At 57.8% G+C, this 15,730-nt stretch carries 11 protein-coding genes; 5 read left to right on the forward strand and 6 right to left on the reverse strand.

Annotated features, from left to right (window positions below; genetic code table 11):
* Positions 1–328: 328 nt before the first annotated feature.
* Positions 329–1,927: an SgrR family transcriptional regulator gene (locus tag MT962_RS06885; protein WP_281732665.1), complete on the forward strand. Its 1,599-nt coding sequence runs from the start codon at positions 329–331 to the stop codon at positions 1,925–1,927.
* Positions 1,928–1,971: 44 nt separating this feature from the next.
* Here the strand turns inward: MT962_RS06885 and MT962_RS06890 are convergent, their stop codons facing one another.
* From MT962_RS06890 to uraH, 5 genes are all read right to left on the reverse strand, one after another.
* Positions 1,972–3,009: a TIGR04086 family membrane protein gene (locus tag MT962_RS06890; RefSeq protein ID WP_024560215.1), complete on the reverse strand. Its 1,038-nt coding sequence runs from the start codon at positions 3,007–3,009 to the stop codon at positions 1,972–1,974.
* A 405-nt stretch (positions 3,010–3,414) separates the two neighbouring features.
* Positions 3,415–5,490 carry a glycogen debranching protein GlgX gene (glgX, locus tag MT962_RS06895; protein WP_247365249.1) on the reverse strand — a complete coding sequence of 692 codons (2,076 nt, stop codon included), beginning with the start codon at positions 5,488–5,490 and terminating at the stop codon, positions 3,415–3,417.
* A 72-nt stretch (positions 5,491–5,562) separates the two neighbouring features.
* The gene (treY, locus tag MT962_RS06900; RefSeq protein ID WP_247365251.1) at positions 5,563–8,094 is read right to left on the reverse strand and encodes a malto-oligosyltrehalose synthase; all 2,532 of its coding nucleotides are present in this window, start codon (positions 8,092–8,094) and stop codon (positions 5,563–5,565) included.
* Entirely contained in the window at positions 8,091–9,875 is a 1,785-nt protein-coding gene (gene treZ / locus MT962_RS06905) for a malto-oligosyltrehalose trehalohydrolase (protein ID WP_048888468.1), read from the reverse strand. Before treZ ends, treY begins: the two co-directional genes overlap by 4 nt.
* 326 nt (positions 9,876–10,201) lie before the next feature.
* On the reverse strand, positions 10,202–10,594 hold the full coding sequence (gene uraH / locus MT962_RS06910) for a hydroxyisourate hydrolase (protein ID WP_028019925.1): 393 nt from the start codon (positions 10,592–10,594) through the stop codon (positions 10,202–10,204).
* 159 nt (positions 10,595–10,753) lie between these two features.
* Here uraH and hprR point away from each other — a divergent pair, with 159 nt between their 5' ends.
* The 4 genes from hprR to MT962_RS06930 all read left to right on the forward strand — a co-directional run bounded on the left by hprR (position 10,754) and on the right by MT962_RS06930 (position 14,694).
* Positions 10,754–11,425: a response regulator transcription factor HprR gene (gene hprR, locus MT962_RS06915; RefSeq protein ID WP_024560211.1), complete on the forward strand. Its 672-nt coding sequence runs from the start codon at positions 10,754–10,756 to the stop codon at positions 11,423–11,425.
* A gap of 1 nt (position 11,426) precedes the next feature.
* The gene (locus MT962_RS06920) at positions 11,427–12,800 is read left to right on the forward strand and encodes a heavy metal sensor histidine kinase (protein ID WP_247365253.1); all 1,374 of its coding nucleotides are present in this window, start codon (positions 11,427–11,429) and stop codon (positions 12,798–12,800) included.
* A gap of 204 nt (positions 12,801–13,004) precedes the next feature.
* Complete coding sequence (locus MT962_RS06925; protein WP_024555624.1) at positions 13,005–13,586, forward strand: flavin reductase family protein; 582 nt, start codon at positions 13,005–13,007, stop codon at positions 13,584–13,586.
* A 103-nt stretch (positions 13,587–13,689) separates the two neighbouring features.
* Positions 13,690–14,694 (forward strand): alpha/beta hydrolase, encoded by a 1,005-nt coding sequence (locus MT962_RS06930; protein WP_247365254.1) that lies wholly within the window; start codon positions 13,690–13,692, stop codon positions 14,692–14,694.
* Positions 14,695–14,729: 35 nt separating this feature from the next.
* On the opposite strand, the gene MT962_RS06935 is transcribed toward MT962_RS06930, so the two are convergent.
* On the reverse strand, positions 14,730–15,725 hold the full coding sequence (locus MT962_RS06935; protein WP_247365255.1) for a glycosyl hydrolase family 8: 996 nt from the start codon (positions 15,723–15,725) through the stop codon (positions 14,730–14,732).
* Positions 15,726–15,730 lie beyond the last annotated feature (5 nt).

Below are 15,730 nucleotides of genomic sequence, written 5' to 3' on the forward strand. Positions count from 1 at the left end.
GTTTTATCATCTAGTTTATTTAATTTAAATAGAGTTAAACTCTTTTTTTACAGATAAATTCAGCCTTAAATGTTGTGATGATGTATGGTTTTTATAATTATGTTTAATGCGTGTTAACAGTACTGCTATTTGATTATCGAAGGTGTAAATATTTCGAAAATATATACCCAAAAAAGCCCACCTTATTAATCTGCGATTGTGTTAATTTGTCTGGAGGCTATACTCTTTTGAAGTCAATTAATTAACCGCGCTAAGTAAAATCTTAACGAAAACCTAACGGGGTGTTTATGTGACCGGGCAATGCCCTTCCGTTTCGCTTAACGCAAAAATGTCGCGTTTAGCCAGGCAATATGAAAGGTTACTGAAGCAGTATCAGAACAGGCGATGCGATGTTTTACTCCAGGACGTCGCAGAGGTGCTTGCCTGTACGCCACGGTACACGCGCACACTGTTAAAAGAGATGAAGCAACGAGGCTGGATCAACTGGTCCTCATTGCCAGGCAGGGGCAAAATGAGCCAGATCCAGTGCATGCTGGATGACAATGGGCTCAAAGAAAAACTCCATCCGTGGTTTTCTTCTCCTCATACCAGCGCCAGTGAAAGCGTGGTTTTTTCCGCTGCGCCCGAAGGTTATCATTTTACGCTTTCCTCCCCTCGCCCGATCCCGGCAATTGTTCCGGCGTTTTTTGCCGTGCACTACAGGCGTCATCTGATGCGTATGGTGCATGTCGGCGTAATGCGTTTTCCGCATGGCTGTACCGATCCTGTCCCTGCTTTAGCTCACCACAATATAAAATCCGACGATGGCCTGAGCTGGCGATTCTATATTCGTCAGGGGCTGGTCTGGCACAACGAGCAAAGCGTAAGCGCTGCACAACTGCTAAGCCAGTTACAACGTCTGGCGGGAACGCCGCTGCTCCCCTATGTCGAACGTATAACGGCCAACGATCAACTCATTGTCTTTCACTTAACCCAACCGGATGAAATGCTATTGCATCGCCTTGCTCACCCGGCCTGTTCGCTGGCGCATCCTGAAGAGCCAACCGTAGGTCTGGGGCCATTCAGAGTCATTGAGCATACTGACGAGTGCGTAAAGCTGGCGCGTTTCGCTTTCTGGTACGGTGAGAAACCGCTGGCCGCCACCGTTACGGTAGAAACACAGCTGCGCAGAGCCGACGACTGGGGGCTCATTAATATGGAAACGCCGCGTTCTAAGCTGCGGGCTGAGCCAGTTAATACACTCTCATCCGCCGATATCTTTTCCTTTATGACATTCAACCAGCTTAAGCGCGCTGCGCTGACGCCGCCGCAGCGGGCGCTGGTGTTGCATATCGCCAGAAGCATCGCGCAATCCACAATCGAAGCAGAAGCGGATATCCTGCCTGTTCCAGATTGGCTTACCCTGCCCTCCGCCAGCAGCTTTAGCCCGGCCCCTCTGCCGCCTTCTCTTTCGATGGCTTATTTAAGCACGCCGGATACGGACAAGTTTGCCGATGCGCTAGCCAGAAACCTGAGCCGTAGGGGTTGCCGCCTGGCGCTGACGCCCATCTACAATGGGCACTGGCACGCTCCCGGAAAGAACTGGGAACATATGGATATAGCGCTGGGCTATCTTAGCAGCCGCCGTGCGGCCGTCTTCACGGTTGAAGAGCGCTGGCGGCACAGCAGAATGGTGAAAGCGTTCTGGCCTGTAAAAACGCAGCGCCTCATCGGGGCGATGCTGCAACGTTCGGCGATGGGCGATGTCTCCCATCATCGCGCCCTGCTTATCATGTTATTAAGGCATGCTATTCGTCATGAGATAATCACGCCGCTGTATCTGAAAAATTTTACCCTGCGCTACCCTGATTCCGTTCAGGGAGTCAAATGCGGCCCGCAATGTATGCCTGACTATACCTCTCTGTGGATTGACACCACCCGCTGCTGATCGTTACGCCGGGCGTGCAGCCCGGCGTAGCCATTCACTGCGCCTTATCTGCCCGGACGTTGCTCACTGGTGACCGGCCGCGGTTGCGTGCGACGGCCAACCATGCCCATCACGCCTGCCAGCACCGCTTCGACAATCATCATAAAGAAAGCAAACCACGCCGCTTTGGCTGTGGCGGCGGCGGCTTTCTCACCCATTTCACGGCTTTTCTGTTCGGCTTGCTGTTTCAGCTCTTCATATTTCGCGCGAGCAGCCTGATAATTTTGCTCGGTCTGATTCACGATTTGTTCCGCTTCGGCATCCGTTTTACCCGTGCGCGCCTGAATGATATTTTTCAGCGCTTCGCGATCGGCAGCCTGGAATGTCGCCTGATTCCTTTCCACGAGGCCTTTAAAGAAATTCGCCAGATCGGTGTTGCCAGCGCCTGGCGCTTGTTGTTGCGGTTGAGCCGCGCCCGCCGCCTGGTTCTGCGCGTTGTTTACTTCCCCCTGCGCCTGGTTTTGTAAGGCTTCCGGCTGCAGCTCCGGCTTACCGGTTTGCCTTAGCGTGGTTTCAAGTTCGTTTTGCAGGTTGTCCAGGTTGATATTGTTTTCAGCGAGCTTATCTCTCGCCATTTCAACCGCCTGCGGCGCGAGCGCTTTCGCCCCGCTGCTGACTGCCTGTAACCCGGTGCCAAGCACGTTCATGGTGCCGGTCACGGCGCTGCTGGCGATGGTCACTAACAGCCAGGTAAAAATCAGCGTATTTACGCCAAACATTAAAAGCCCATGCAACGCGCCTTCACGCTGCGCCAGTCTGCCGCTCACATAGCCCCCGACGGCGATAGAAATAAGCATGCTTACCCCGCCCCATATCGCCGCACCCATGCCGATGCCCTCTACGGGATTCTGTTCCTCCATCGGATCGATGGTGGTAGTGCCCACTGCCGTACCCAGGATAGCGAGTAACAGGTAAATAACGATGGAAACGATCACGCCGGCAAAAACCGCGCTCCAGGAAATTCGCTTTAACGGAACGCCGTAATTATCCACCCGATATTCGCCGTCTGGTTCTCTGGCTGAATGTGTGTGTTTATCGAACATAATGACTCTCCACTTCTTCACGTACGGTTAAAAAACGTTCGCGATTCGTTTATTAAAGAAGAGCAACCCTATTCAATAGTAGTAGGAATAAAATGATAAGCGAGACATGGCCCGCGCTTCGTATTATTCGGGGAAAATGACCTGCTGGCTTTGTTTTTTTAAGGGATGTTTTTCTGCAATTTTACTTATTGTATTTAAAGCTGTTTTTTTAAGATAAAAAGACTGAAATCCAGTTTCATGAATGCGTTTCTGTTTCTGCGTTTAAAAATAATGATAAATTTGTGGTTGTGGCCTGCAAATATTATCCTGACGCGCTTTATTATTTCCTTGCTACGGATAAAGCAGGCGAAAAAAAGCCAGATAACCTGTCTCAGCATTATCTGGCATCCTGTCTTTATCGTTTACTTATGGCCTTCTGAATAGCGCCAGACTGCGGCCTTCAAGTTCAAAATCTTTCTCTTTATTAATGACGATGCCGCGTTTCGCATTATCTGAGGTGCTGAGCTCCAGCACCCAGCCGCCCTCGCCCAACTGAGGAATGCGAAACGGCACGGTGCCTTCATACGGGTTTATCAGCATCAGCACATCGTGCCAGATGCCCTCCTCTTTTTGCAGATCGGGCCGACCGATATAAACGCCGAGCGTCGAGCCTTCATCCCACTGCTCCGCCTGCTGATAGCCGCCGCCTGCGTTGAACCATTCGATGACCATGCCATCGCGCCAGTTTTCACGCCGCAATAGCGGCTGCTCGGCACGCAGCTTGATAACCTGGCGGGTAAATTCGCGCAGCGTTTCGGCGCTCTCCGGCAGGTTTTCCCAGTGAACCCAGGAAATCTCGCTGTCCTGGCAATAACCGTTATTGTTACCCATCTGGCTGCGGCCGAATTCATCGCCCGCCAGCAGCATCGGCGTGCCATGTGAGAAGAACAGCGTGGCGAGGAAATTACGTTTTTGCCGTTCGCGCACCGCATTGATGCCTTCATCCTCCGTTGGACCTTCGGCGCCATAATTGTAGGAGCGGTTATTGTTATGACCGTCGTTATTGTCCTCGCCGTTATCGTCGTTGTGTTTCTCGTTATAAGAGACCAGATCGTTAAGCGTGAAGCCGTCATGCGCGGTAATAAAGTTGACGCTTGCCCACGGGCGGCGACCGCGCTGGTCGTAGAGGTCGCCGGAACCCAGCAGACGTGCGGCAAATTCGGAAGAGACATTGTCCCCCTTCCAGTATTCGCGCACCGTGTCGCGGTATTTATCGTTCCACTCCGCCCAGCCTGGCGGGAAGCCACCCACCTGATAGCCGCCCGGACCGATATCCCAGGGCTCGCCTATCAGCTTCACGCGTGAAAGCACCGGGTCCTGCGTGATGGCGTCGAAAAAGCCGCCGCGCTGGTCAAAGCCTTCCGGCTCGCGGCCCAGGATGGTGCCAAGGTCAAAGCGGAAGCCGTCGATATGCATCGACTCGGTCCAGTAGCGCAGCGAATCCATCACCATTTGCAGCACTCGCGGATGCGAGGTGTTGACGGTGTTGCCGGTGCCGGTGTCATTAATGTAATAACGGTGCATGTCGGGCATGGTGCGATAATAAGAGAAGTTATCGATCCCCTTGAACGACAGCGTCGGGCCAAGCTCGTTGCCTTCCGCCGTGTGGTTATAAACCACATCCAGGATCACCTCGATACCGGCATCATGGAAAGCGCGCACCATGTCGCGAAATCCCTGAATGCCTCGCGGGCCGTAATAGCGTGAAGCCGGCGCGAAAAAGCCGAGCGAGTTATAACCCCAGAAGTTTTTCAGTCCCTTATCAAGCAGATGCTGATCGTCCGGGAACCAGTGTACCGGCAGCAGTTCTACGGAGGTAATGCCAAGGCTTTTAATGTAATCAACGGACGCCTTGTGCCCCATTCCTTCAAACGTGCCGCGCAGCTCTGGTGGAATTGCCGGGTTAAGCTGCGTGAAGCCTTTCACATGGGTCTCGTACACGACTGAGTTCGGCCAGTGAATGGAGGGGCGGTTGTCGTCCTGCCAGTCAAATGCCTCCGGGTCGATAACCCGGCACTTCGGCGTATAGGGCGCGCTGTCGCGGGTATCAAAGGTTAAGTCCTTATCTTCATGCAGCAAATCATAGGCGAAATGGGCTTCATTCCATTCGATATCGCCAACCAGCTCGCGTGCGTATGGGTCGATAAGCAGTTTATTAGGGTTAAAGCGATGACCATTCTCCGGTTCGAAAGGACCGTGAACGCGATAGCCGTAAAGCGCGCCGGGCTTCAGCCCCGGCACATAGCCGTGCCACACCTCGTGGGTATATTCCGGAAGCTCAAGACGGGCAATTTCAGTTTTACCGTCCGGCGCGTACAGGCAGAGCTCAACGCGCTCCGCGTGCGCTGAAAAAAGCGCGAAGTTAACCCCTTCGCCGTCGTAATTGGCGCCGAGACGATGGCTATACCCTGACGTTATTTCAAAAGGCTTACCGTGTGACATGCATTCTTCTCCATGGATGTGCAGAGCTTTCATATACAGCAGCGATACATGACATCTTTAAAAGCAACAAAGTTAGACAGTTATAAGTATGGCAGAAGCGTAACCGTTGAGGGTTTGCACATCTATCCGGTCAGTTACAACCACCTCTTTTCCACTGAGGATGTCGTGATAACGGCGGTTCGCGAGCGTAGCGGGCAAGGCGATTTCGGTATCCGCCCACAGCTCCGCATGCGGCGCGGCAAGGCGGCCTTCCAGCACGCCCAGCACCAGGCGCGGCGCGATGACAATCAGCGCGTCACTCTCCCTGGCGCGCGCAAAAGCGATAACGTTTTCCGCGCGATTGCCCGTCGCTGAAAGCGGCAGATAGTCGCCGCGACGAAACAGCGCGGGTTTCTGTTGCCGTAAGCGCAGCGCTCTGGCGATGACATGTTGTTTCAGCTCGCCGCTAAGCCAGGCCTCTTCGCTAAGCCAGGAGGCGCTGGCTTCTTCATCGAGCCAGTGCGTCAGCGCGGCGAAATCGGGCTCGCGCCGGTTATCGGGGTCGACCAGGCTGAAATTGAGCCCTTCGCTTCCCTGGTAGATATCCGGCACGCCGGGCGCGGTCAGCTTGATCATCGTCTGGGTCAGGCTGTTAACCAGCCCGGCATTAATGAATGGTTGCAGCGAGCGGGCGAAATCCTGCAAAAAGTCCTGATTCGCTGGCGACAACAGATGGCGGGCGTAATCCAGCACCACGTTTTCATAGGCGTCATTGCTGTCCACCCAGTCGGTGCGCAGCTTTGCCTCCCGCAGCGCCTTTTCGACAAACTGCAGGAACCGCTCTTCAAGCGCTTTCAGCCCCGCCTCGTCGCCAGGCGCAAGCGTCGCGGGCCAGACGCCCGCCAGCGCCTGGTAGAGCATCCAGGTATCCACCCCTTTCGGCGCCGTGCCGTCATTCAGGAAGACCACTTTGGTTTGATTCATCTGCCGCCAGCGGGCGACGCAGTCTGCCCAGCGCTCCGGCGCTTCGGTTAACGTATAGAGCCGCGCTCGCGCGTCCTCGCCGCGTTTAGTGTCGTGGGTCGAGGTGCCGGAAAGCGCATCGGGCTGATGCGTCAGCCGCGCTGTCATCTCCCGATGGAAACGCTCAACGGAGAAGGTGCGCGGCAGCGGCTCGGCGCCCACTTCATTCAGCGCCAGCTCCATGTTCTGGCGAAAGAAGAGCGTATCTTCCACCGATTTGGCCATCAGCGGGCCGGTCAACTGCTGGAAGCGGGTGCGGAACGTGGCGGCGCTGTTCACCGCCGCTTCAGCCACCTCGCCTTTGAAAATACGGGTAATGAAATCAAGTGCGGCGGGCTGCGGCGCGTTCTCGCTCGCCTTCACCTTGTTGACCACTTTCTGCAACAGCGCATGTCCTTCAGCCGGCAGGCCATTCACCGTGCCGTAAGTGCGGTAGACCGGGAAGGCCACCAGCAATTCGCGCAGCGCCGCGCGTACCGCTTGCTCCTCCAGCGGGACGCTCTCGGTTTGTCCGATAGCGAGCGCAAGCTTCAGCAGCGTGGTGAATTCCCCTTCGAAATTGCGGTCCGCCATCAGCAGCTTCGCATCGCGCAGCTCCGCTTTCATATTCACCGGCTTGCCCACCACCTCTTCATAAGCCTTGCGCAGGTCGCCAAGCTTATCGCCATCCACCAGCACGTCGGAGAGCGCGGCGATAAACTCATAGCCGGTGGTGCCGGAGACAGGCCAGTCGGATGGGATCTGTTCACCCTCCCCTAAGATCTTCTCAACCGTGATGTAGCAGTCGGGTCCCGCCTCCTGGCGCAGCAGCTCCAGATAACCTTTCGGATCGGCCAGACCATCCACATGATCCACCCGCAGCCCGTCCACCGCGCCGGAGCGCACCAGCTCAAGAATCAGCCGATGCGAATCGTCAAACACCGCTTTATCTTCAACGCGCACCCCGGCAAGCCCGGTGATTTCAAAAAAGCGACGGTAGGAAAGCTCGCGCGGCGCGTCGCGCCAGGACATCAGCCGGTAAGGCTGTTGGTTATGCAGCGCCGCAAGCTGCGCTTTATCCGTCATCTTAAGCACGGTCTCTTCGCGCCCCTGCCAGCTGGTGGGCGTGAGCGGATAGTAGCTTTCATAGTAGGCGAAGGCGGGTTTGCCGGTTTGCGGGTCGGGCTTAATGCTGATTTCGCCGTTTTCCAGCACCGCCTCAAACGTGTCGCCAAGGAACGGCAGCGTCAGACGCCGCGTCCAGTCAATGTCAAAATAACGGGCGTAGCGGCTTTGCTGCCCGTTTTCAATAACGTCGCGCCACCACGGGTTTTCAAGCGAGGCGGCCATATGGTTCGGCACGATGTCGAGAATCAGCCCCAGCCCCGCCGCCTTCAGCGCGTTGACCATCCGATCAAACCCTTCGCGGCCGCCGATGGCGGGGTCGATTTCATTGGCGTCGGTTACGTCATAGCCGTGCGTGGAGCCGGCGGTGGCGGTAAAAATCGGCGAAGCATAAAGATGGCTGATGCCGAGCCGTTTAATATACGGAACAAGCGCTGCGGCGCGGTCGAACGTCATGCCGTTGCGAAACTGAATACGATAGGTAGAAGTTGGGATCATGCGGCGTCTCCCGAAGCAAGGCGGACAATAATCGCGTTTGGCGGCAGTTCGCTGCCCGCGGCCTGCCAGGCGAAAATCGTCTCTCCAGGCATCTCGGGCAGCGGCTGCGACTGTTCGCCGATATTCATGGCCAGCGAGAGTGTGCCTGACGGGAAGGTCCAGCTAACCGCCACAAAGCCTTTCGCCGTTTTCAGCACCGTGCCGGAATGACCGCCCGCCCTGACCAGCAGCGGTACAATATGCTGATGACGCAACACCAGCAGCTGGCGGGTGAAATCGAGCCAGGCTTTCCCTTCCCCGTTCGGCTTTTTCCAGTCGAGCTTCGACGCCATAAAGGTGCTCTGCGCGTTCGGGTCCGGCACGCTTTCGTCTTCAAAATCGCCATGGCCTTCAAACTCTTTCGCGCGGCCTTCCCGCACCGCTTTGGCGAGCTCGCCGTGAAAATCGGTAAAGAAGAGGAACGGGTTCGTCTCGCCATACTCCTCGCCCATAAAGAGCAGCGGGATATGCGGCGTGAACAGCAGCGTGGCCAGCAGTACGCGGGTGCGGTCAGGACCGGCGAGCGAAATCAGACGCTCCCCCTGCGCGCGGTTGCCCGTCTGGTCGTGGTTCTGAATAAAGTCGACAAAGGCGACCGGCGGCTGTCCGGCGCTCTTCACGCCGCGCTTTTTACCTGTCTGTGGAGAGACTTCGCCCTGATAGGCAAACCCTTCAGTGAGAATGCGGGCCACCAGCTTTTCCGGCGCTTCGGCGAAGTCCTGGTAGTAGGCCTGCGTCTCGCCGGTGGCGAGCACGTGAATAGCATTGTGGAAATCGTCGTTCCATTCGCCGGTAAAGAGCGGCACCGCGCCATTTTCTTCACGCGGATGCAGGAAGGTGACGTTGCGGCTATCTTCGGTGGTCAGGTGAATGTAACGATTGGGGGCGGCCGCGCGGATGCGTTCGGCAATCTCAATCAGCACATGCTTTTCCGACGTGTCTTCAATCTGGTCGATGGCGTCGAAGCGCAGGCCGTCCAGGTAGTACTCTTTCAGCCAGTAGAGCGGCGCCTCGGCGATATAGCGACGCGCGGCGTCCACGTCATAGGCGATGCCGGGACCCCAGGGGGTCATCCGCTCCTCATGGAAAAACTGCGGCGCCAGCAGCGGCAGATAGTTTCCTTCCGGGCCGAAGTGGTTAAGCACAATATCCAGCACCACGGAAAGCCCGTAGCCGTGGGCGGCATCGACAAACGCTTTAAAATCATCAGGCGTGCCGTAGGCGGAATGCGGCGCGTAGAGCAAGACGCCGTCATATCCCCATCCGCGTTCGCCGCCGAACTGGGAAACCGGCAGCACTTCAATCATGGTTATCCCAAGCTCCGCCAGATAAGGCAATTTCGCCATCGCGGCCTTAAACGTTCCCTCTGGGGTAAAGGTGCCGATATGCATTTCATAGACGACCGTCTCTTCCCACGGGCGTCCTTTCCACTGGCGGTGTTGCCATTCGTAACGGGCCGGGTCGATGACCAGCGAAGGCCCGTTGACATCCGCCTTCTGCGCCCGGGAAGCGGGGTCTGGCACCGCCATGCCGTCGGCCAGCACATAATGGTATTCCGTGCCCGGTTCAACGTCGGTCACCCGCGCCTCGAACCAGCCCTCTTCGCTTTTGCGCATGATGTGGTCGGTACCGGCGAGCCTGAGCGTCACGCGCTCCTGGCCTGGCGCCCACAGACGAAAGCGCACAACACCGTCGGCCTCGTAGTCGGCCCCCCAACTCTTAAGGAATGATCTGGACTCCATTCAGTGCCTCGTTTAACCCAAAAGTGAGCAATGCACGACATCTGCGGGTGCGGATGCCGAGCTCCAGTAGCGTAAACGTGTAGTGCGATCCGGATGCCGTAACGGGGCGTCGCCCCCTGGGTTGCCTGTAAGGAAGCGGTTCCCTGGAGAAGTGGTGTTGAAGCGGTGCCCGACTGTCCGGATCCAGGCAGCATACGAACATCAATCATAGACCATGGATGCAGGATTGGCGGGGCGCGCAAAGAAAGCAGCGAGACGCGGGAAGGTTAAGCGAGGCGAACTCCGGCAACCGGCCCCGCCCTTCAGGGCCGGTTGCCGGGAATAGCTTAACTGCCGCGATAGGTAGAATAGCCGTACTGGCTCAGCAGCAGCGGAATATGGTAGTGCTCCTGTGGGTTATCGATGTGGAACATCACCGGGATCTCCGGGAAGAAGCTTTGCTGCTGATGAGAAGCAAACCAGGCGCCGGTTTCAAACACGACGCGGAAATCGCCGCTCGCCGCCGGCTTGTTGGGCCACAGCGCCTTGATTCGTCCCTGGTTATCCGTCGTGGCGTGGTTGAGCTGCACCCATTTCCCCTCGGTTTTTTGCTCAAGGGTAACGCCCACGCCTGCGGCAGGTTTCCCCGTCTGTTCATTCAGCACGTGGACGCTCAGCAGGTTGGCGGGTTCGGCGGCATAAACCTGCGAAGCGCCGGTCAGGATCAGGGCGGCGCTCATCGCCGTCAGAGTTTTCATGTTCATCGTATTCTCCTTCTGGGTTAATGAACGCTATCCTCGCCCAACGCAGGCGTAAAAAAGCTGACCGGCAGATTACAATGTTGTCATGTTGCCAGTTTGCGCTGTCACCCTGGCCTGTAATTCTGTCAAAATCGCCGAATGAAAATTTTACTGATTGAAGATAATGAAAAGACGCAGGCCTGGCTGGTGAAAGGCCTGCGGGAGGCGGGTCTGGTGGTGGACGCCGTCGCGGATGGCCGGGATGGCCTGCACCTGGCGCTGGAGCAAGAGTATGCGCTGATCGTGCTTGATATTATGTTGCCGGGCCTGGACGGCTGGCAGGTGTTGAGAACGCTGCGCACCGCCAAAGCGACGCCGGTGCTCTGCCTTACCGCCCGCGACGCGGTGAGCGACAGGGTCAAAGGCCTGGAGCTTGGCGCGGATGACTACCTGATAAAACCCTTCTCTTTTGCCGAGCTGCTGGCGCGCGTTCGCGCGCAGCTGCGCCGCCATAACAGCGCATCGAACCTGCTGCAGGTCGCGGATCTCCAGCTGGACGCGGTGCGCCATCAGGTCAAGCGCGGCGGCGAGGAGATAGCCCTGACCCCGCAGGAGTTTTCGCTGCTCTGGTTTCTGGCCAGCCGCGCCGGGGAGATCCTCCCGCGCACGCTGATTGCCAGCGAAGTCTGGGGCATCAACTTCGACAGCGAGACCAACGTGGTGGATGTCGCTATCCGCCGCCTGCGCAGAAAAATTGACGATCCGTTTCCCCTTAAGCTTGTGGAAACGGTGCGCGGCATGGGCTATCGCCTGAACACGGGAGACGCCTGATATGCGCCGCCCTTCGCTCACGCTGCGTCTCACCCTCGCCTTCACGCTGCTGGTTGCGCTTTGCAGCGCGCTGGTCAGCGTTTCGCTCTACCGCGCCCTTTCCGGGGAACTGATCTGGCGCGATAACCAGACGCTGCTCAACCGCGGCGCCCAGCTGCGCCAGCTGCTGCTTGATGGCGCGGAGCCGCGCTCGTTGCCGCTCTATTTCAACCGGATGATGGACACGCGTCAGGATATTCTGCGCATCAGCCGCCCGGACGGCAGCGTCATCGTGGATGTCAACCAGGCGAATGTTCGCGTGCCGCCAATAGCCCCCTCGGCAACCAGCGCCGCGCTGTCGGATGCGCTGCTTCACGCATGGCAAACGCCACAAGGCGTGACGGCGACAGGCATGGCGCTGACCGGGCGCGACGCGCAGGGTCCGGTCATCATTATGGTGGCGCGCGTCGCCGCCGAACGCGAGCAGGTTCTGGAAGCGTACCGGCGTAAAAGCCTCTTTATCAGCCTGACGGCGATCGTACTGGCGGTGATAATCAGCCCGCTGCTGATTCGTAAAAGCCTCGGGGCGATAAAAAAACTCAGCCGGCAGACCGCGCAAACCCATAGCCAGGCGCTGGAACCGCTGCCGCTGGATACCCTGCCCTTGGAATTACTGCCCCTCGGGCGCTCGCTGAACATTATGCGCCAGCGGCTGGCGGAGGATTTCACCCGGCTTACGCAGTTTGCCGACGACCTCGCCCACGAACTGCGCACGCCGGTCAATATTCTGCTGGGACAAAACCAGGTGATGCTTCAGCGTCCGCGCAGCGCTCAGGAGTATGAGGCGCTGCTGGCGGGCAATATCGAAGAGCTGGAGCGCCTGACCCGGCTTATTGAAAACATCCTGTTTCTCTCCCGGGCCGACCACCGCAACGTGGTGCTGGATAAACAGCGGCTCGACGCGCAGACCTTTATACAGTCGACGGTTGATTTCCTGGAGCCGCTGGCCGAGGAGAAGAACATCCGCGTTGAGATTGATGCGCAGGGTGAACTCTGCGCCGACCGGCTGCTGCTCCAGCGAACCTTAACCAATTTGCTGACCAATGCGCTGCGCCACACGGCGGAAGATGGGCAAATCAGCATTACGGCCCGCAGTACGGATGCAACGGCGACGCTCAGCGTGGCGAACCCCGGCGAGCCGATAACCGAACCGGAACAGCTGTTCCGCCGCTTCTGGCGGGCCGATAACGCGCGCCAGACGCCAGGCGCCGGGCTGGGTCTCGCCATCTCGCAGGCTATTGTCACACTCCACGGCGGGGAAATCGCGTTTCATCACCGGCAGGGCTGGAACGTCTTTACTCTCTCTCTGCCCGCGCCTTTTTCCGGCGAGCCATGAGCAGCTCGCCGTTTTCGATGCATAAGCGTGCGCAACAGCGCCCCTGTTTAGTGACAACGTAACGAAGCGCTTGAGGATGCATTTCTACCCTGTCGGAGACGCCGCTGGCGCGTGGCTCAGGAGCGCGAAAGCTCTTCTTGCCATTCCCCGGCGGCGCCTTTCACGCCATGATAAGCGGGTTCAGGTCAGACGATGAGGATAAGGATGAACGAGTATGTCACCCGCGTGCCTTTAGAAAAGGCGTACCGCTTAATTAACCATGGGCCGACGGCGCTGGTTTCCGCCCGCGCGAACGGCGTTGAGAACGTGATGTCCGCCGCCTGGGTCTGCGGGCTCGATTTTCAGCCGCCGAAGCTGACGGTCGTAATCGATAAAATCGCGAAAACGCGGTCGCTCATCGAACAGAGCGGCGTGTTTGTGATTCAGGTGCCGACAGCGGCCCAGATTGCGCTCACCCACTATCTTGGCACGCATACGCTGGCGCAAGAGCCGGATAAGCTTCAGCGTGCGGGCGTTGAGCTTTTCTCTCTGCCCGACGTCGACGCGCCGCTGGTGACGGGCTGCGCCGCGTGGCTGGCGTGTCGGCTCATCCCTGAACCGCACAACCAGCAGCAGTACGATCTGTTTATCGGCGAAGTGACCGCCGCCTGGGCTGACAGCCGTGTCTTTCAGGACGGCCACTGGCGGTTTGAGCAGGCGCCCGCGTCGTTGCGCAGCCTGCATTACGTTGCAGGCGGACAGTTTTACGCCACCGGCGAGTCGCTGAATCTGAATATCGATTCCTGAACCTTTCTGCGGGCAAACCTGCCCGCTTTACACGCTTTTACCTCCATGCCCGGCGCGCTGCTCTACAGTTTGACGTTGACTGCTTTCACCTCAGGAGACCGTTATGTCTGTACGCCGTCTGACCTGCGCCGCCTCGCTGCTGGCGCTCTCGTTTTCTTCGCTCGCCGCCGAACCCAACTATGGCCCGCAGCTTGAAGGTTTTGATTATGCATGGCCCGCGGCGCGTTTTACCTTTACCTCGCAGAACCAGCCGTTGGAGATGGCCTATATTGATGTCCGGCCAGCAAAAGCCAACGGCCGCACGGTGGTGCTGATGCATGGCAAAAACTTCTGCGCCGGCACCTGGGAAGAGACCATCCGGGCGCTGAGCAGCGCGGGTTACCGCGTGATTGCGCCGGATCAGATAGGTTTTTGCAAATCTACCAAGCCGCAACATTATCAGTACAGCTTTCAGCAGCTTGCCGCCAATACGCATGCGCTAATCGAAAAGCTCGGCGTTGATAAGATCACGCTGATTGGTCACTCCACCGGCGGCATGCTCGCCACCCGCTACGCCCTGCTTTATCCGGACCAGGTTGAACAGCTGGTGATGGTCAACCCAATTGGTCTTGAGGACTGGAAAAGCAAAGGCGTGCCTTATCTGAGCGTTGACCAGTGGTATCAGCGAGAGCTGAAAACCAGCGCCCGGAGCATCCGCAACTATGAGCAAAAAACCTATTACGCCGGGCAGTGGAAACCGGAATATGAGCGCTGGGTCACCATGCTCGCCGGGCTGAACAACGGCGACGGGAAAAAGCAGGTGGCGTGGAACTCCGCACTGCTCTACGACATGATCTACACCCAGCCGGTGGTGTATGAGTTTGGCAACCTGACGATGCCGACGCTGTTGCTCATCGGCACAAAAGACAATACCGCCATCGGCAAAGACGCTGCGCCGCCCGACGTGCAGAAAACGCTGGGCAATTACGCGGTGTTAGGCAAAGAGACGGCGAAGCACATTCCGCACGCCACGCTGGTGGAGTTTGACGATATGGGCCACGCGCCGCAAATTCAGGACCCGGTGCGGTTCCATAACGCGTTGCTTGAAGGATTACGCGCGCTGAAATAACAAAGGGGCCGGATGGCCCCTTTTAGTCAGGCGAATCAGCGCTGCTGCGCCAGCCAGACCAGCATTTTCAGGCTGGCGGAGTAGTAATCATCCTGGTCGGTGATTTGCGGCTCGCTCTGCGGCTGGCCGGTGGCTAAATCCCGCACCGCCAGCAGGCCGCCCTGCATGTTGTAAGGCGCGCGTTCGTTGGTCGTCACGTTCACCCAGGCGGGCGTTTGATTGCGGTCAAACTTCTGCCACCAGGCGCGCCACGGCGTGAGCAGCGGGCTTTGCGGGTTATACCAGCTGACATACAGCGGAATGCGAATCGCATCGTAGCTTGAGCGCGGCGCCCACTCTTTCGCTGGCGTCACCGAGCCATCGGCGGCAAGCGCGACCCAGTCGGTCGGCAGCCGGGACTCGCCCCAGCCCATTTTCGCCAGCAGTTTCTCCCCGTCCCGCATCAGGTTGCGCCAGACAACCAGATGGCTGCGGTCGGAAAAGGCCTGCCATGCCGGAAAGATAAAATAGGAGGGGTTAAGCACCATGGAGCTGTTGTGATTAAAGCCGCTGGCGCCTGGCATCATTACGACATAACCGGCGAAGTTATCAACGTTATGTTCAATGATGGCGTTAGCGATGGCGTCGGAAGCGGCGCTGTAGCGCGGGTCATGCCAGCGCTGGTCCGCCTTCAGTAAGGCCCAGGCGATCAGCACATCGCCGTCGGAGGCGTTGTTCTTATCCGCCACCGGGTCGGGCGCGACCGGGTTGTAGCGCCAGTAAAACAGACCGGTTTTTTTGTCTTTTAACGTTTTTTCTGTCCACCGCCACATGCTGTCAAAACTTGCGCGATCGTCATTCGCCACCGCCATCAGCATGGCGTATCCCTGCCCCTCGGTATGGGAGACGTTTTTATTGCCGGTATCCACCACCCGGCCATCCGCCATCAGAAAGCGGCTTTTATAGCTCTCCCAGGCGACGGAGGCGTGGACGAACGGAGCGGAAAGCAGGCTGGCGATAACCACCGCCCCTGCGAAAAGCTGTTTAACCATGAGCG

The sequence above is a fragment of the Franconibacter sp. IITDAS19 genome (assembly GCF_023079515.1).
Lineage (GTDB): Bacteria > Pseudomonadota > Gammaproteobacteria > Enterobacterales > Enterobacteriaceae > Franconibacter > Franconibacter pulveris.